16 protein-coding genes and 2 tRNA genes are annotated in these 16,697 nt (G+C 69.0%); 8 read left to right on the forward strand and 10 right to left on the reverse strand.

What is annotated here, in order from left to right; genetic code table 11:
• Positions 1-103 precede the first annotated feature (103 nt).
• Positions 104-2,698, forward strand: a complete 2,595-nt coding sequence (valS, locus tag DEJ06_RS10705) for a valine--tRNA ligase (protein ID WP_258372495.1) — start codon at positions 104-106, stop codon at positions 2,696-2,698.
• A gap of 65 nt (positions 2,699-2,763) precedes the next feature.
• Positions 2,764-3,015: a hypothetical protein gene (locus DEJ06_RS10710; protein ID WP_027464702.1), complete on the forward strand. Its 252-nt coding sequence runs from the start codon at positions 2,764-2,766 to the stop codon at positions 3,013-3,015.
• Between the two features lie 119 nt (positions 3,016-3,134).
• Here the strand turns inward: DEJ06_RS10710 and DEJ06_RS10715 are convergent, their stop codons facing one another.
• Positions 3,135-3,974: an alpha/beta fold hydrolase gene (locus tag DEJ06_RS10715; protein WP_111039270.1), complete on the reverse strand. Its 840-nt coding sequence runs from the start codon at positions 3,972-3,974 to the stop codon at positions 3,135-3,137.
• 122 nt (positions 3,975-4,096) lie between these two features.
• On the opposite strand from DEJ06_RS10715, the gene DEJ06_RS10720 reads away from it, so the two are divergent.
• Together DEJ06_RS10720 and DEJ06_RS10725 are read left to right on the forward strand one after the other, a co-directional pair.
• Positions 4,097-4,678, forward strand: coding sequence for a TetR/AcrR family transcriptional regulator (locus tag DEJ06_RS10720; RefSeq protein ID WP_111039271.1), 582 nt, complete (start codon positions 4,097-4,099; stop codon positions 4,676-4,678).
• Between the two features lie 227 nt (positions 4,679-4,905).
• Complete coding sequence (locus tag DEJ06_RS10725; RefSeq protein WP_111039272.1) at positions 4,906-6,930, forward strand: M3 family metallopeptidase; 2,025 nt, start codon at positions 4,906-4,908, stop codon at positions 6,928-6,930.
• 96 nt (positions 6,931-7,026) lie between these two features.
• Here DEJ06_RS10725 and clpX read toward each other — a convergent pair whose 3' ends face one another.
• A complete protein-coding gene (clpX, locus tag DEJ06_RS10730) occupies positions 7,027-8,307 on the reverse strand; it encodes an ATP-dependent Clp protease ATP-binding subunit ClpX (RefSeq protein WP_017886000.1) in 1,281 nt (426 codons plus the stop codon).
• A 236-nt stretch (positions 8,308-8,543) separates the two neighbouring features.
• On the opposite strand from clpX, the gene DEJ06_RS10735 reads away from it, so the two are divergent.
• Positions 8,544-9,272: a YcnI family protein gene (locus DEJ06_RS10735; protein WP_181436849.1), complete on the forward strand. Its 729-nt coding sequence runs from the start codon at positions 8,544-8,546 to the stop codon at positions 9,270-9,272.
• A gap of 50 nt (positions 9,273-9,322) precedes the next feature.
• The gene (locus tag DEJ06_RS10740) at positions 9,323-9,931 is read left to right on the forward strand and encodes a copper resistance CopC family protein (RefSeq protein ID WP_181436850.1); all 609 of its coding nucleotides are present in this window, start codon (positions 9,323-9,325) and stop codon (positions 9,929-9,931) included.
• Positions 9,932-9,994: 63 nt separating this feature from the next.
• On the opposite strand, the gene DEJ06_RS10745 is transcribed toward DEJ06_RS10740, so the two are convergent.
• The 5 genes from DEJ06_RS10745 to DEJ06_RS10765 form a co-directional block, all read right to left on the reverse strand.
• Positions 9,995-10,654: an ATP-dependent Clp protease proteolytic subunit gene (locus DEJ06_RS10745; protein ID WP_027464696.1), complete on the reverse strand. Its 660-nt coding sequence runs from the start codon at positions 10,652-10,654 to the stop codon at positions 9,995-9,997.
• Between the two features lie 26 nt (positions 10,655-10,680).
• A complete protein-coding gene (locus tag DEJ06_RS10750) occupies positions 10,681-11,310 on the reverse strand; it encodes an ATP-dependent Clp protease proteolytic subunit (protein WP_035807635.1) in 630 nt (209 codons plus the stop codon).
• Positions 11,311-11,479: 169 nt separating this feature from the next.
• Positions 11,480-12,787: a trigger factor gene (gene tig / locus DEJ06_RS10755; protein WP_027464695.1), complete on the reverse strand. Its 1,308-nt coding sequence runs from the start codon at positions 12,785-12,787 to the stop codon at positions 11,480-11,482.
• A 53-nt stretch (positions 12,788-12,840) separates the two neighbouring features.
• A tRNA-Pro gene (locus tag DEJ06_RS10760) sits at positions 12,841-12,917 on the reverse strand.
• Between the two features lie 94 nt (positions 12,918-13,011).
• A complete protein-coding gene (locus DEJ06_RS10765; RefSeq protein WP_111039275.1) occupies positions 13,012-13,287 on the reverse strand; it encodes a hypothetical protein in 276 nt (91 codons plus the stop codon).
• A gap of 54 nt (positions 13,288-13,341) precedes the next feature.
• Between DEJ06_RS10765 and DEJ06_RS10770 the strand changes: the two genes are divergently transcribed.
• Both DEJ06_RS10770 and DEJ06_RS18615 read left to right on the forward strand, forming a co-directional pair.
• Positions 13,342-13,412: transfer RNA gene (locus DEJ06_RS10770), tRNA-Gly, on the forward strand.
• A gap of 202 nt (positions 13,413-13,614) precedes the next feature.
• On the forward strand, positions 13,615-14,475 hold the full coding sequence (locus tag DEJ06_RS18615; protein ID WP_258372496.1) for a DUF3761 domain-containing protein: 861 nt from the start codon (positions 13,615-13,617) through the stop codon (positions 14,473-14,475).
• A 46-nt stretch (positions 14,476-14,521) separates the two neighbouring features.
• On the opposite strand, the gene DEJ06_RS10785 is transcribed toward DEJ06_RS18615, so the two are convergent.
• From DEJ06_RS10785 to DEJ06_RS10795, 3 genes are all read right to left on the reverse strand, one after another.
• Positions 14,522-14,854 (reverse strand): hypothetical protein, encoded by a 333-nt coding sequence (locus DEJ06_RS10785; RefSeq protein ID WP_111033466.1) that lies wholly within the window; start codon positions 14,852-14,854, stop codon positions 14,522-14,524.
• Positions 14,855-15,203: 349 nt separating this feature from the next.
• Positions 15,204-15,494 carry a DUF1905 domain-containing protein gene (locus DEJ06_RS10790; RefSeq protein WP_111039277.1) on the reverse strand — a complete coding sequence of 97 codons (291 nt, stop codon included), beginning with the start codon at positions 15,492-15,494 and terminating at the stop codon, positions 15,204-15,206.
• A gap of 221 nt (positions 15,495-15,715) precedes the next feature.
• The gene (locus tag DEJ06_RS10795) at positions 15,716-16,693 is read right to left on the reverse strand and encodes an endo-beta-N-acetylglucosaminidase H (protein WP_111039278.1); all 978 of its coding nucleotides are present in this window, start codon (positions 16,691-16,693) and stop codon (positions 15,716-15,718) included.
• Between the last annotated feature and the right edge of the window lie 4 nt (positions 16,694-16,697).

Below are 16,697 nucleotides of genomic sequence, written 5' to 3' on the forward strand. Positions count from 1 at the left end.
CGCGTGCGCGGCCGCTACGATTGGGGCACCGCGCGTCAGGCGCGGAACACTCAGGCACCTCATCACGGACTCGGTGCCGCACACACGTACGGAAGGCACACCCATGACCAAGCCCATGCCCGAGAAGCCCAGCGTCGACGGACTGGAGCAGGTCTGGGGGCCGGTCTGGGAACAGGACGGCACCTACCGCTTCGACCGCGACGCCGCCGGTCACCGTGACGCCGTCTGGTCGATCGACACCCCGCCGCCCACCGCCTCCGGCTCGCTGCACATCGGGCACGTGTTCTCGTACACGCACACCGACCTCAAGGCCCGGTTCGAGCGCATGCGCGGCAAGCACGTCTTCTACCCGATGGGCTGGGACGACAACGGTCTGCCCACCGAGCGCCGTGTGCAGAACTACTACGGCGTCCGCTGCGACCCGACGCTGCCGTACGACCCCGAGTTCACGCCGCCGTTCGAGGGCGGGGACGGCAAGTCCTCGAAGGCCGCCGACCAGCTGCCCGTGTCGCGCCGCAACTTCATCGAGCTGTGCGAGCGCCTGACCGTGCAGGACGAGCAGCAGTTCGAGGAGCTCTTCCGCACGCTCGGGCTGTCGGTCGACTGGACCCAGTCGTACCGCACCATCGACGACACCTCGCGGGCGAGCGCCCAGCGCGCGTTCCTGCGCAACCTCGAGCGCGGCGAGGCCTACCAGGCCGACGCCCCGACCCTGTGGGACGTCACGTTCCGCACCGCGGTCGCGCAGGCCGAGCTCGAGGACAAGGAGATGCCCGGCGCGTACCACGGCATCGCCTTCCACCGCACCGACGGCGGCGACGACGTCGTCATCCAGACCACCCGCCCCGAGCTCCTGCCGGCCTGCGTCGCCCTGGTCGCGCACCCGGACGACGAGCGGTTCCAGGACCTCTTCGGCACCACGGTCCGCTCCCCCCTGTTCGACGTCGAGGTCCCGGTGCTCGCACACCACCTGGCGCAGAAGGACAAGGGCGCCGGCATCGCGATGGTCTGCACCTTCGGTGACACCACCGACGTCGTGTGGTGGCGCGAGCTGCAGCTGCCGAACCGCGCGATCATCGGCTTCGACGGCCGCGTGCGTTCGGACGAGCCCGCCTGGATCGAGTCCGCGACGGGCCGGGAGCTCTACGCCGAGATGGCCGGCAAGACCGTGTTCTCGGCCAAGAAGGTCGTCGTCGACGCGCTGACCGAGTCCGGCGAGCTGATCGGTGACGTCAAGACCATCCAGCACCCGGTGAAGTTCTTCGAGAAGGGCGACAAGCCCCTCGAGATCGTGTCGACCCGCCAGTGGTACATCGTGAACGGCGCGCGCGACGAGCAGCTGAAGAGCACGCTCCGCCAGCGCGGCGAGGAGATCGCGTTCCACCCGGACTTCATGCGGGTGCGCTACGACAACTGGGTCGGTGGCCTGTCCGGCGACTGGCTCATCTCGCGCCAGCGCTTCTTCGGCGTGCCACTGCCCGTCTGGTACCCGCTCGACGCCGACGGCAACCCGGTGTTCGACCAGCCGATCGTGCCGACCGAGGCACAACTGCCCGTCGACCCGGCCTCCGAGCCCGCCCCCGGCTTCACCGAGGACCAGCGCGGCGTGCCCGGCGGGTTCCAGGGCGAACTCGACGTCATGGACACCTGGGCCACCTCGTCGCTCACCCCGCAGCTCGCGGGCAAGTGGGAGACCGACCCGGCGCTCTACGATCTGGTGTACCCGTACGACGTCCGCCCCCAGGCGCAGGACATCATCCGCACCTGGCTGTTCACGACCGTGCTCCGCAGCCAGCTCGAGGCCGACGTGGTGCCGTGGAAGCACGCCTCCATCTCCGGCTTCATCGTCGACCCCGACCGCAAGAAGATGTCGAAGTCGAAGGGCAACGTCGTCACGCCGCTGTCGATCCTCGAGCAGCACGGCGCCGATGCGGTCCGCTACTGGGCGGCCTCGTCCAAGCTCGGCACCGACGCGGCGTTCGACCCGCAGAACCCGAAGCAGATCAAGGTCGGCCGCCGTCTGGCGATCAAGGTGCTCAACGCGGCGAAGTTCGTCTACGGCTTCCCGCTGCCCGAGGGCGCCACGAGCGTCACCGAGGCGCTCGACGTCGACATGCTCGCCGAGCTCGGTGCGGTCGTCGAGCAGGCCACCGCGGCGTTCGACGGGTTCGACCACGCCCGTGCCCTCGAGATCACCGAGCGCTTCTTCTGGACGTTCTGCGACGACTACCTCGAGCTCGTGAAGGAGCGCGCCTACGGCACCGCGTCCGACGCGACGCACGAGACGCAGGCGAGCGCGGTCCTGGCGCTGCGCGGCGCGATCGACGTGCTGCTCCGCCTGCTGGCACCGTTCCTCCCGTACGCGACGGAGGAGGTGTGGGCCTGGACCCACGACACCAGCGTGCACCGGGCCTCCTGGCCGACCGCTGCCGACCTGCCGACCGACGCGGCCCCCACCGGGCTGCTCGCGGCCGTCGGGCAGGCGCTCATCGGGATCCGCGGGGCGAAGACGGCGGCGAAGGCGTCCCAGAAGACGCCCGTGACGCGTGCGGTCGTCGCGGCGCCCGCCGAGACGCGGGTGCTCATCGAGCGCGCGGCGGTCGACCTGGCGGCCGTCGGCCGCATCGAGAACCTGTCGTTCGTCGACGGCGACGAGCTCGCCGTCACCGAGATCGAGCTCGAGGAACAGCAGGCGTAACGTCGCCTGTCCGGGCCGGGTCGCCTTGGTGACCCGGCCCGTCAACCACCGGACTGGAGGCACGGATGCAGTTGGGCACACGCTGGAACGTGGGTGGGGAGCCGCCTGCGCGACTGCCCGAGACGATGGTCGTCGCCGTGCGCGGGGTCGAGGACGAGCTCGCGGCGGAGTCCGTCGACACGGCGACGTGGGGATGGACGCTGACGTTCCTGGAGGGCAAGCCGATCGTCGAGCTCGACGACGGCACCTCGATCCACCTCGACGCGCTCGGGCACGCCCAGGTGACGAACCCCGACGACGCGGGCGAAGAGGACTAGCGCGCGGCGAGCGGTTCGCTTGGAGTGCAGAAATGGTCGGGTCCCCGGTGGGAACCCGACCATTCGTGCTCACGATGCGGGCGCCCCCGCCGGGGAGCGCCCGCGTGATCGCCGAGGGATCAGGACTCGGCGAGCCAGGTGCGCAGGACCTCGTTCACCTCGGCGGTGTGCGTGGTGAGCAGGCCGTGCGGGGCGCCCTCGATCTCGACGTACTCCGCCGCGGGCAGTGCCTGGGTGAAGCGTCGGCCGGTGGCGTCGATGGGCAGGATGTTGTCCGACGTGCCGTGCACGATCAGGGCGGGGACGGTGACCTTCGGGATGTCCTGACGGAAGTCGGTCGGCCAGGTCAAGGGTGCTGCGGCGGACGCGATCGAGCCGGAGCCGGCCGCGATGTTCCAGGCGTTGCGGACCTGCTCCTCGGAGATGCGGGTGCCGAGGTTCTCCGACAGGTTGAAGAAGTCCTGGTAGAAGTTCGTGAAGTACGCGTAACGGTCCTTCGCCACGTCGGCGGCGATGCCCTCGAAGAACGACATCGGGCCGGCGCCGTCGGGGTTGTCCTCGGTGATGGCGAGGAACGGCTCGAGCGAGGCGAGGAACGCGACCTTCGCGATCCGGTCCTCACCGTGGCGGCCGATGTAGCGGGCGATCTCGCCGGTGCCCATCGAGAAGCCGACGAGGATCACCTCGCGCAGGTCGAGGGTCGTCAGGACCGTGTGCAGGTCGTCGGCGAAGGTGTCGTAGTCGTAGCCGGTGGACGGCTGCGAGGACTGGCCGAAGCCACGGCGGTCGTACGTGATGACGCGGTAGCCGGCCTCGAGGAGCATCGGGACCTGCCCCTCCCACGAGTTGCCGTCGAGGGGGAAGCCGTGGATCAGCACGATCGGCTGCCCCTGGCCCTTGTCCTCGTAGTGGAGTTCGATGTCGACGCTGTTCTCGGTTCCGACGGTGATGGCACCCATGATCGTTCCTTCCCTGAGTATCGCGGAGAACGATCGTTCTCCGCCGATGTGGACTACAGTAGAGAACGCCCGTTCCCGGCGCAAGTCGAGAACGGTGAACACTCAGGGAACGGGGTACACACATGGCCACCAGCACCGTCGAGCCGGACGTCCGAGCACACATCGTCGAGGTCGCGGACCAGCTGTTCTACACGCGCGGGATCCAGTCCGTGGGGATGGACGAGATCCGCACGGGCGCAGGGGTCTCCCTCAAGAAGCTGTACGCGGCGTTCCCCGGCAAGGAGCAGCTCATCGCCGCGGTGCTCGCCGGCCGCCACGACATGTGGGAGCAGGGCGTGCACGGCGCAGTCGAGGCTGCGACCAGCCCGCGCGACAAGCTCCTGGCGGTCTACGACTTCCTGGAGTCGTGGTTCGGCGACGACACGTTCCGCGGCTGCGGGTTCATCAACGCGTTCGGCGAGCTCGGTGCGACCTCGCCCGCCGTCGCCGAGATCGCGCGTGCGCACAAGGACTCGTTCCAGCAGTTCGTGCAGCGCCTCACCGCCGAGGTCGTCGCCGACCCCGAGCACGCCGAGGAACTCGCCGCGCAGCTCGCACTGCTCGCCGAGGGCGCGCAGACCACCGCGGCCATCGCCGGCACCACGGCGCCGGCCGCGCACGCGCGTCGTGCCGCGGTGACCCTGATCGACGCTGCGATGCGCTGACACGCGACCAGCGAGCGGACGGGAGGCCCGTGGCGGCGCCGCCACGGGCCTCCCGTCCGTCCGCTGGTCGCGCCGGGCGCCGGTGCGCTCGCCGGGCCGTTCCGGGCGTGCCTGGTCGTTCCGGGCGTACCGGGTACGTTCTTTCGACCAGGGACGCCCGATCCCGCTTCCCAGTCCGGGTGTCATGGGAAGGAACGGACTCCAGCACCCGTGCATAGGGTGGGCAGATGGCAACCCCGTTCGACGTCCCGAGCACCCTCCCCTACGCCCTGCCGCCCTTCGGCGACGTGCGACTCGAGCACTACCGACCGGCGTTCGAGGCCGGCATGGCCGAGCAGCGCGCCGAGGTCGAGGCCATCGCCACCGACCCGCACGCCCCGACGGTCGAGAACACCCTCGTCGCACTCGAGCGATCCGGGCAGCTGCTGACCCGCGTCAGCCACGTGTTCTTCACGCTGTCGTCGGCCGACTCGACCTCGGAGCTGCACGACCTCGAGTCCGAGGTCTCCCCGCTCCTCGCCGCCCACCGTGACGCGATCACGCTCGACTCCCGCCTGTACGCCCGCGTGCAGGAGGTGCTCGACGGTGCCGAAGCCGCCGGGCTGACCGGTGAGGCGCTGCGCCTGGTCGAGCGGACCCACGCCGAGATGACCCTGGCGGGCGCGGGCCTCGACGACGCGGGCAAGGAGCGTCTGACCGCGATCAACCAGGAGCTCTCGACCCTCACGACGACCTTCGAGCGGAACCTGCTCGAGGACACCAACCACTCTGCCGTGCACGTGACGAGCGAGGACGAGCTCGAGGGGCTCGACGACGGGGCGAAGTCCGCCGCGGCCGCCGCTGCCGCCGACCGGGGCCTCGACGGCTGGCTCATCACGCTGCCGCTCTACACCGGACACCCGTGGCTGTCCTCGCTGGCGAACCGCGACCTGCGTGAGCGGATCATGCGCGCCTCGCTCGCCCGCGGTCGTCGCGGCAACGAGTACGACAACCGTGAGGTGCTGCTCCGCATCGTCCGGCTGCGGGCCGAACGCGCCGAGCTGCTCGGGTTCCCGAACCACGCCGCCGTGGTGACCGCCGACGAAACGGCGAAGACCCCCGAGGCCGTCGACGGGCTGCTGTCCTCGCTCGTCGGCGCCGCCGCCCGGAACGCCGACGACGAACGCGCGGTCCGGTCGCGCACGGTCGGGTTCGACATCGAGTCGTGGGACTGGGCGTACGCCACCGAGATCCTGCGTGGCGAGCAGTTCGCCGCGGACAGCACCGCGCTCCGCCCGTACTTCGAGGCCGACCGGGTCCTGCACGACGGGGTCTTCCACGCCGCCGGTGTCCTGTACGGTCTGAGCTTCACCGAGCGCCCGGACCTCCACGGCTACAACGACGAGGTCCGGGTCTTCGAGGTCACCGGCGACGACGGCGAGCCCGTCGGGCTGTACCTGCTCGACCTCTACACGCGCGACGGCAAGCGCGGCGGCGCGTGGATGAACCCGGTCGTCGAGCAGTCCGAGCTGCTCGGCACCCTGCCCGTCGTGGTCAACAACCTCAACGTCGCGAAGCCGTCCGCCGGCTCCCCCACCCTGCTCATCCAGGACGAGGTCGAGACGCTCTTCCACGAGTTCGGCCACGCCCTCCACGGCCTCATCGCCCGCACCACCTACCCGCGGTTCTCCGGCACGAACGTCGAGCGGGACTTCGTCGAGTTCCCGAGCCAGGTGAACGAGATGTGGCTGTCGTGGCCGTCCGTGCTGGCGAACTACGCGAAGCACCACGAGACCGGAGCACCCCTGCCGCCCGAGCTCGTCCTGGGGCTCAGCGAGTCCGAGGGGTTCAACGAAGGCTTCGGCACGACCGAGTACCTCGCCGCCGCACTGCTCGACCAGGCGTGGCACCGGCTGTCGGCAGCCGACGCCGCGGCGGTGACGTCCGTCGAGGACTTCGAGCGGGACGCCCTGGCCGCCGCCGGCATCGCGGTCGAGGCCGTGCCGCCGCGCTACTCGTCGACGTACTTCGCACACACGTTCTCGGGCGGGTACGACGCCGGGTACTACGGGTACATCTGGTCCGAGGTGCTCGACGCCGACACGGTGGAGTGGTTCCGCGACAACGGCGGGCTGGACCGTGCGGCCGGTCGACGCTTCGCGGAACGCCTGCTCGGGGTCGGCGGGGCGAAGGACCCGCTCGAGGCGTACCGGGACTTCCGCGGCCGCGACGCCGAGGTCGGCCCGCTGCTGCGCCGCCGCGGGCTCGAGTAGGCGCGCCGGCGCACGCCGCCGCGCGCATCGCACCACGAAACGGACACAGCACCACGGAATCCCGTGGTGCTGTGTCCGTTCGTTGGTTCCGGAGGGCTACGCCGACTTCTCGACGCGCTTGGCCCGAGGCCGCGGCACGATCGTCGGCGCCGCGTTCTCGAGCACGGACTCGCGGGTGATCACCACGCGGGCGACGTCGTCGTCGGACGGGACGTCGAACATCACCGGGCCGAGGACCTCTTCGAGGATCGCCCGGAGCCCGCGGGCACCCGTCTGGCGCAGCACCGCGAGGTCCGCGATGGCCTCGAGCGCACCCTGGTCGAACTCGAGCTCCACGCCGTCGATCTGGAACATCCGCTGGTACTGCTTGACCAGCGCGTTCTTCGGCTCGGTCAGGATCTGCATGAGCGCCGCCTGGTCGAGCTGCGACACCGTGGTGACGACGGGCAGACGACCGATGAACTCGGGGATCAGACCGAACTTGTGCAGGTCTTCCGGCAGCACCTCGGAGTACAGGTCCTGGTGGTCGGTCGCGCTGTGCAGGGGCGCCCCGAAGCCGATTCCGCGCTTGCCGACGCGCGAGGACACGATGTCCTCGAGCCCGGCGAACGCACCCGCCACGATGAACAGCACGTTCGTCGTGTCGATCTGGATGAACTCCTGGTGCGGGTGCTTCCGGCCGCCCTGCGGCGGGACCGAGGCGACCGTGCCCTCGAGGATCTTGAGCAGCGCCTGCTGCACGCCTTCGCCTGAGACGTCGCGGGTGATCGACGGGTTCTCGGCCTTGCGGGCGATCTTGTCGACCTCGTCGATGTAGATGATGCCGGTCTCGGCACGCTTCACGTCGTAGTCGGCGGCCTGGATGAGCTTGAGGAGGATGTTCTCGACGTCCTCGCCGACGTAGCCGGCCTCGGTCAGGGCGGTGGCGTCCGCGACGGCGAACGGCACGTTGAGGCGCTTGGCCAGGGTCTGCGCCAGGTACGTCTTGCCGCAGCCGGTCGGGCCGATGAGCAGGATGTTCGACTTGGCGATCTCGATGTCGTCGCGGTCTTCGGCGGCGGTGATCTGGCCCTGCGCCCGGATGCGCTTGTAGTGGTTGTAGACGGCCACGGCGAGGGCGCGCTTCGCCGGGTCCTGCCCGATGACGTACTCCTGCAGGAAGTCGAAGATCTCCCGCGGCTTGGGCAGTTCGAAGTCCCCGCTCGAGGTGTCCTCGCCGGCTTCGGCCAGACGTTCCTCGATGATCTCGTTGCAGAGCTCGACGCACTCGTCGCAGATGTAGACGCCCGGTCCGGCGATGAGCTGCTGGACCTGCTTCTGGCTCTTGCCGCAGAACGAGCACTTGAGGAGATCGCCGCTCTCTCCGATGCGTGCCATTCCCGTGCCTCCCTGATTGGACATGCCGGCCGCGCTGTCGCACCACCGCTGGTGCACCGCTGCTGGTGGGCACCTCGTCGTGGACACGAGCCTAACCGCAACCGGTGACACCGACCGCGATGCCCCTCCGGAATCCGCCCGCGCGTTCGCCCAGGGCGTGCGAGCCTGCTACGGTGATCCGGACTTCTCTACATCTTGTAGAACAGCAGGTGCAGAACCACCCCGGAAGGAACCCCATGCAGAAGCGTCTCGCCGCCGGCGGCGCCGTCACCCTCGGTGTCGCAGCCGTCATCGTCCTCGGCAGTGCCACGGCGGCCAGCGCGCACGTGTCCGCCACGGCCACGTCGACCGCAGCGAACTCGTACACCACGGCGACCTTCTCGGTCCCGCACGGCTGCGACGGCTCCCCCACGACGAAGATCCAGTTCCAGGTGCCGGCGTCCGTCATCGAGGTCACGCCCACCGTGAACCCGAACTGGACGATCACGAAGGCGACCGAGCCCTACACCGACCCCTCGGCCTCGGCATCCGACGAGGACCACGCCGAGACGGCCGCCGAGCGCGTCACCAGCGTCACGTACACCGCGAAGACCCCCCTGCCCGCCGATGAGCGCGACACCTTCGCGCTCTCGTTCTCGCTGCCGGACGGCAAGGCCGGTGACCTGGTCGAGTTCCCCGCGATCCAGACCTGCGAGAAGGGCAGCGTCGAGTGGAACCAGGAGCAGAAGGCCGGCGAAGCCGAGCCCGAGCACCCGGCACCCTCGATCACGCTGACGGCCGCCGAGGCGACGGACGACGACGGTGACCCGATCGCCGCGACCCCGACGGCCGAGGCCGCCGGCTCGACCGCCTCGAACGACCCCGACCTGGTCGGTCGCTTCCTCGGCCTCGGCGGCCTGGTGCTCGGCGCCGTCGCCCTGGTCGTCGCCGTCGCCGGCACGCGTCGTCGGAGCTCCGCCAAGTGACGCAGCGCGGCTCGCGTCGGTCCCGGTCACGGTCCTCTGCCTGGAGGCTCGTGGCCGGGACCGCCGCGGCCGTCGCGATCGCCGGTGGCGCAGTCCTCGGGCTCGCGGGTCCGGCCAGCGCGCACAACTACCTGATCTCGTCCGACCCGGAGGTCGGCGGCACCCTGACCGAGCTGCCGGAGAACTTCGACATCACGACGAACGACAAGCTGCTCGACATCGGCGACTCGGGGTCCGGGTTCGCGTTCCGCATCGTCGGCCCGGACGGCAAGTACTACGAGGACGGCTGCGTCGACGTCGAGGGGCCGTCGATGACCACGACCGCAGCGCTCGGCGACTCGGGCAAGTACACCGTCGAGTGGCAGATCGTCTCCGCCGACGGGCACACCGTGTCCGACGAGTACCCCTTCACCTGGAAGGCACCGTCGGGCTTCACTCCGGCCGCCGGCGCGGCGAAGCCCCCGACCTGCGCCACCGCTGGTGACGACGACGCCGGCTCGGACACCACCACCGGCACCGCCTCGGGGTCGAGCGACTCGGCGGCGTCCGACGCGATCTGGATCGGCGCCGGTGGCGTCGTGCTGGTCGGGGTGGTCGTCGCGGTGCTGCTGCTCCTGCGCCGCAAGCCGGCCCCGGAGTCCGACGACTCCGACGACTAGCCGCAACACAACGACGAAGGCCCCGCACCGTTCGGTGCGGGGCCTTCGTCGTTCCTGCTGGTGCTACTTGACGAGCGCCGGCAGGTTCTTGCGGCTGGTGAGGACCTGGTCGATCAGGCCGTACTCCACGGCTTCCTGCGCGGACATGATCTTGTCGCGCTCGATGTCGTGGTTGATCTCCTCCGGCGTCTTGTTGGAGTGCTTCGACAGCGTCTCCTCGAGCCAGGTGCGCATGCGGAGGATCTCCGCTGCCTGGATCTCGATGTCGGACGCCTGACCGCCACCCTGCTGGGTCGCGGGCTGGTGGATCAGCACACGGGCGTTCGGCAGCGCGAGGCGCTTGCCGGGGGTGCCACCGGCGAGGAGCACCGACGCGGCCGAGGCAGCCTGTCCGAGGCAGACCGTCTGGATCTGCGGACGGATGTACTGCATCGTGTCGTAGATCGCCGTCATCGCGGTGAACGAGCCACCGGGCGAGTTGATGTACATCACGATGTCGCGGTCGGGGTCCATCGACTCGAGCACGAGCAGCTGGGCCATGACGTCGTCAGCCGACGCGTCATCGACCTGCACGCCGAGGAACACGATGCGGTCCTCGAACAGCTTGGCGTACGGATCCTGGCGCTTGTAGCCGTAGGCCGTGCGCTCTTCGAAGCTCGGCAGGATGTACCGATTGGACGGAGCCGGGACGTTCTGCGCGCCACCGAGCATGGGGAGATGCATTCTCGTTTCCTTTTCTTCGGTGGTGATCAGGACTGGGCGTCGGGCTCGGCTGCGCTGGTGGGCGTTTCGCCGTCGCCGACGGTGCCACCACCGCCGATGACCTCGGCGCTCGAGGCGCGGAGGTGGTCGACGAAGCCGTACTCGAGCGCTTCCTGCGCCGTGAACCAGTTGTCGCGGTCGTTGTCCTTGAGGATCTGCTCGACCGACTTGCCGGTCTGCTCGGCCGTGAGCTCCGCCATGCGCTGCTTCATGTCGAGGATGACCTTGGCCTGCGTCTGGATGTCGGCAGCGGTGCCGCCGAAGCCACCGGACGGCTGGTGAAGCAGCACGCGCGCGTTCGGCGTGATGTAGCGCTTGCCGGGCGTGCCGGAGGACAGCAGGAACTGTCCCATCGACGCGGCGAGGCCGATGCCCACGGTGACGATGTCGTTCGGGACGAATTGCATCGTGTCGTAGATCGCCATGCCGGCGGTGATCGAACCACCGGGCGAGTTGATGTAGAGGTAGATGTCCTTCTCAGGGTCCTCGGCGGCGAGCAGCAGCAGCTTGGCTGCGATCTCGTTCGAGTTGTCGTCGCGGACCTCGGAGCCGAGCCACACGATCCGGTCTCTCAGAAGGCGGTCAAAAACACTGGGGTTCAGTGTTGCTTCGGCCATGGAAAAGCTCCCGTTCAGTTGTCGCTTGTTGTCGAACTTATCGGGTGCAACGCACCAGTTCTCGTCTGTTCGCCGACAGCAATGCGGTGGTGCGGAAAACACGAGACGGGAGGCACGGTGCCAGCTGGCACCGTGCCTCCCGTCTTGCATGCTGGTGGCGTCGAGATCGTTACTCGGCGTCCCCTGCCGGCTCCTGCGCGACGCCCGCCGTGAAGGCGGACAGGTCGACTGCGTCGCCGTTGGTGTCCTTCACGGTCACCTTGGACAGGACGGTCGCGACCGCCTTCGAACGGGCAACCTCGCCGACCATGCCGGGGATCTGGCCGTTCTGGTCGATGACCTTGATGAACTCGGCCGGCTCCATGCCGTACTGCGCGGCGGCCTGGATGAGGTACTGGGTCAGTTCCTCCTGCGAGACCTGGATCTCTTCCTTCTCGGCGATCGCGTCGAGGAGGATCTGCGAGCGGAAGGCGGTCTCGCTGGACTCGGAGACCTCCTTGCGGTGCTCCTCGTCCTCGAGGCGGTTCTCCTGCTCGAGGTGACGGTGCACCTCATCGGCGATGAGCTGCTCCGAGATCGGGATGTTGACGTCCTCGGTGAGCTTCTCGACGAGCTTGTCGCGAGCCGCGGCGCCCTGACCGAAGGTCTTGGACTTCGCGATCTGCTCCTTCAGGTCCGCCTTGAGCTCGTCGATGGTGTCGAACTGGCTGGCGATCTGGGCGAACTCGTCGTCGGCCTCGGGGAGCTCGCGCTCCTTGACGGCGGTGACGGTGACGGCGATCTGAGCGGTCTCGCCCTCGCGGTCGCCACCGACGAGCTTCGACTCGAAGGTCGTCGACTCACCGGCGGTCAGGGACTCGAGCGCCTCGTCGATGCCCTCGAGCAGGTCGCCGGAGCCGATCTCGTAGGAGACGCCGGTGGCCGAGTCGACCTCGTCGTCGCCGATGCTGGCGGTGAGGTCGATCTGCGCGAAGTCGCCGGTCTTCGCCGGACGGTCGACCGTCACGAGCGTGCCGAAGCGGGTGCGGAGGTTCTGCAGTTCCTCTTCGATCTCGTCGTCCGACACCTCGACGGCGTCGACGGTGAGCTCGTACGAGGAGTAGTCCGGCAGGTCGAACTCGGGGCGGACGTCGACCTCGAAGGTGAGGACGAGGTCGCCGGTGAAGTCCGCGACGTTCGGCAGCTCGGCGACGTCGGCCTCGGCACGGCCGAGGATGCGCAGCTCCTGCTCTTCGACCGCCTGGCGGTAGAAGTTGTCGATGGCGTCACCGACAGCGTGGTTCAGGACCTCGCCGCGGCCGACGCGCTGGTCGACGATCGCCGGCGGGACCTTGCCCTTGCGGAAGCCGGGGATGTTGATCTGCTCGGCGATGTGCTTGTAGGCGTGGTCGATGCTCGGCTTGAGATCGTCCGGCGTCACGTTCACGGTGAGCTTGACGCGGGTGTCGCTCACCTTGTCGACGGTGCTGGTGGCCAAGGGATGTTCTCCTGTTGGTTGACGTTCGTGTGGTCGGTGGTGCTCGGAGGACCTGGTCGGGGCGACAGGATTTGAACCTGCGACCTCCCGCTCCCAAAGCGGGCGCTCTACCAAGCTGAGCTACGCCCCGTTGCTTCGTGCCAGGGATCAGCCGCGCACGCCGAGGGGCGCATGCGACCCCGGTGAGTCTAGCGGTCCGACGGCGCGCTGTTCCCGGGGGTTGCTCAGTCGTCCTCCGCGGCGCGTCGCAGACCCCGCCGCCACCGGATCCCGACGGCCACCTGGACCCCGAGGGCAGCCACCGCGAGCAACAGTCCGACGACGATCCGCCAGACGTGCAGCAGTGCGTGCGCGGGTTGCGACTGCGGGTCACCGAACAGGTCGGGACGCAGGGACAGCACCGCGGCGGCGAGGACCACCAGCACGTACGAGACCACCCGCGACCAGCGGATGGTGCGCTCGGCACCGGCGCCCGGCTTCGGGATGACGCGCGTCGGCATGTCGGTGCTCGTTCGTCCGCTACGATGGTCGGGCTGCGCCTGGTGCGCAGGCGCGGGGATGTAGCTCAATGGTAGAGCCCCAGTCTTCCAAACTGGCTACGCGGGTTCGATTCCCGTCATCCCCTCTCATCTTCCTTCTGCCCCGCGCTTCGTCGGCTGGTGCACGGTTGCACGCTCGGTGCGAGGTTGTTTCGGCGCACCGAGTGATCAACCTCGCACCACGAGCGAACGGGCGCAGCGCGCGATCGACACCACCCAAAACTGGGGATGGGGCGGCGGAGCTGTCTCCAGGACACTTGAGCGGTCCTCGCCATGCATAGGAGCTCAGTGCCGAACCCCCGCCAGACCACAAGCCCGCGTTCGCCACGTACCCGTCGGCGGGTACCGATCATCACGTGGGTCGGCATCGTCGGAACCGCCGTCCTCGCGCTCGCCGGTTTCGCATCGACCGGGGTCTGGGGGATGCTGATGATGATCGCGCTCGTCATCCTGCCCACGACGCTCTACGCCGTCGCCTTCCGGCGGTCGACTTGGCTCCGGATCCCGAGGAAGCGAGCTACTGCCGCGATCGGTGCGGGCATCGCTCTCGCCGCACTGATCGGATCCACCTCGGCCTACGGTGCGACCCATCCGTTGCCGGACGCACCGGCACAGGTCGCCGCCGCGACGACCCCGAGCGCGACGACGGCCGCGAAGCCGAAGACGTCCCTGACACCGACGCCGACGGTGACGCCCACACCGACACCAACGCCGGTGGTCACGACCAAGGCGATGACGGAGACCTCACGGATCCCGTTCAGCTCCACGACGGTGCAGAGCTCGACGCTGGCGCAGGGGACGACGACGGTCACGACGCCCGGGGTGCGGGGCGTCACCACGAAGACCTACACGATCACCTACACCGATGGCGTGGAGTCCGGTCGGGTCCTGAAGAGCGAACGCGTGACGACCCCGCCGGTGACGCAGGTCACGACGGTCGGCACCTACGTCGCTCCCGCAGTTCCCGCAGCTCCGACGTGCTCCAACGGCACGTACGTCAATTCCGCTGGCGCAACGGTCTGCCGACCCGAAGCAGCTTCGAGCGCACCCGCCGGAGCGACGGCACAGTGTGTCGACGGTGTCTACAGCTACAGCCAGTCGCGGCGAGGGACCTGCTCCGGGCACGGCGGCGTCGCCACTTGGTTGTGACCCCGGCCGCTGAGACGATGAACGGTCGCACGCTCCCGAGCCACCCCTAGAGCGCTCCGAGCGGCGCTTCTCCGACTTCCTGCCGCAGCATCCGGTAGTGCTGCTCCCAACCGGGAGTGCCGCGACCAGCAACGTGCAGCGCGGTCCGGACAGCACCGAGCGCACGGTCGAGCGCCCCGGACTCGTCGTCTGCGTCGACACCGATCGAGAAGGTGAGCGTGCCGGTCGACAGGTCAGCGGTCAGGTCCTGGTCGTGGACGTCGTCGAGGTCGAAGAGTGCTTCCGCGATGGCGTCGAAGTCCGCCGCGAGGGCTGCGCGCGGATCGTCCGCTGCCCCGAGTTGCGCCACGCACTCGAGCCGCACGAGGTAGTTCGTCATCACGTTCTCCTGTCCTCACAGCCCGTCCGCGCGAGCCGATACTTCAGATGCACAACGTACCAGGGGTTCGACGGCGTCAAGTGGACCGTGTGCAGGTGTTCCCCGCACGGGCAGTACGCCTTGTAGTACTTCCTCCCCTTCGCGAAGCGCCATCCCCGCGCCTCTGCCCCGCGCATGACCAGTTCGATGTCCTTCTTGGGATGTCGTGGTCGTTCGACCATCGCCACCTCCCCTCCACACCTTCGACGGTAGGGAGCAGGACCGCGACACCGGGGCCCACCGTCGATGACTGTGGGGAGGTATCGCGATCGACGGACCTGTGGAGGAGTGACGGTCGATGGCACGCGTGTCAGGGGTCGGCGAACTCGAGGGTGATCTCCGGGGAGTCGCCGAGTTCCACCCGGGCACGCTTCCGCTCCGCCGCCCGCAACGGCACGAGGTACCCGCCGTTCTTCGGGAACAGCGACGTCGTCCACGTCACCGAGCCGATCGTCACGCGGGCCGGGATCACACCCCACCCGTAGGTGAGCACCGGAGCGAGGTCGGCGATGACCTCGGCAGCGTCCGGTGGCACGACGACGAAGAAGAACGGTGACGGGCCGCGCCACTCGATCACCTCGCCGCGGAACTCGAGCTCCATGCGGCGATCGTACGGCCGCGGCGTCGGGCGCGCCGGGTCGGGATTCGTTCTCGGTGGATGACGGTTCCGGTTCACGATCGCCGGGGTCTGCGAACCGGAACCGTCACGGGCGAGGAGGAACTGGTGCCTCCCCCGGGCCAGCGGGACCTAGACGACGCGCCCCGTGCCTCCAGGCCGGAGCCGGGCAGCACGGGGCGCGAGCCGCCGTCAGGACGCGAGCGTCAGCGGTACGACGCGGCCTGTCCGTAGAGCACCTTGGTGAAGGAGGAGACGTAAGCGGATTCGTCGCCTCCCGGGAGGTTGTACGTCATGAAGACGCCGTAGCCGTCGGCCTTCGTGCGCTGCGCGAGCGACACTGCCGTGGCCTGCGGGGTGTTCTGGATGTCGACCGCGGCGGCGGAGATCTTCGACTTCGGCAGGCCCGGGATCGTCGGCGCCGTGTAGGTGCCGTAGTACGGGTTCCAGGCGTAGTCGAGCTTCCCGCCGATCGACGGGCTCGCGGTCTTCAGGGCGTCGGACGACGGGCCGATGTCGTAGAACGAGACGATCTTGCCCGGCATGTCCGCACGCAGCGCACTGATGAGCCAGCCGATGGACTGCTGGTTCGGCTGCGGGGTGCCGTTCACGCCGTAGTCGGAGTACTCGTCGTCCAGGTCGACGCCGTCGAGTCCGTACTTCTTGACCGTCGCCGAGACCTGCGCCGCGAAGTCCCGCGCCGCGGCCTTCGTCGGGAAGTTCGCCAGTCCGGCGCCCTGGTGGTTGCCGAGCACCGAGAGCGTGACCTTGATGCCCTTGGCCTGCAGCGGGCGGATCTGCGTGGCGGCCTGGTCGAGGGTCCGCTGCACGTTCTCGTTGTTGTACAGGACCGCCTTGCCGTCCTCGTAGTTGATGTTCGCGGCGAAGATGATCGCCACGTCGAACGCGTTCGCGCCGTTCTCCAGCGTGTACCGCCCGACGTTGGCGAGCTCGTCGTTGTTCACCTCGACGTAGGCGATGCTCGTCGGCCCCGACTTGGTGGGCGCAGCGTGGTGCCCGTGACCATGACCGTGGCCGTGCCCGCCGCCGTGGGACGCACCGTGTCCGTGCCCGTGGCCGGCCCCGGATGAGGAGGGCGCCGCGGACGCTGCGGCGGGCACCAGTGGTGCCGCGAGCATGGCGACCAGTGCGGTCGCGATGCTGAACTTCGTGGACTGCTTCATGTGG

It is taken from the genome of Curtobacterium sp. MCLR17_051, from assembly GCF_003234395.1.
In the GTDB taxonomy this organism is placed as follows: Bacteria; Actinomycetota; Actinomycetes; order Actinomycetales; family Microbacteriaceae; genus Curtobacterium; species Curtobacterium flaccumfaciens.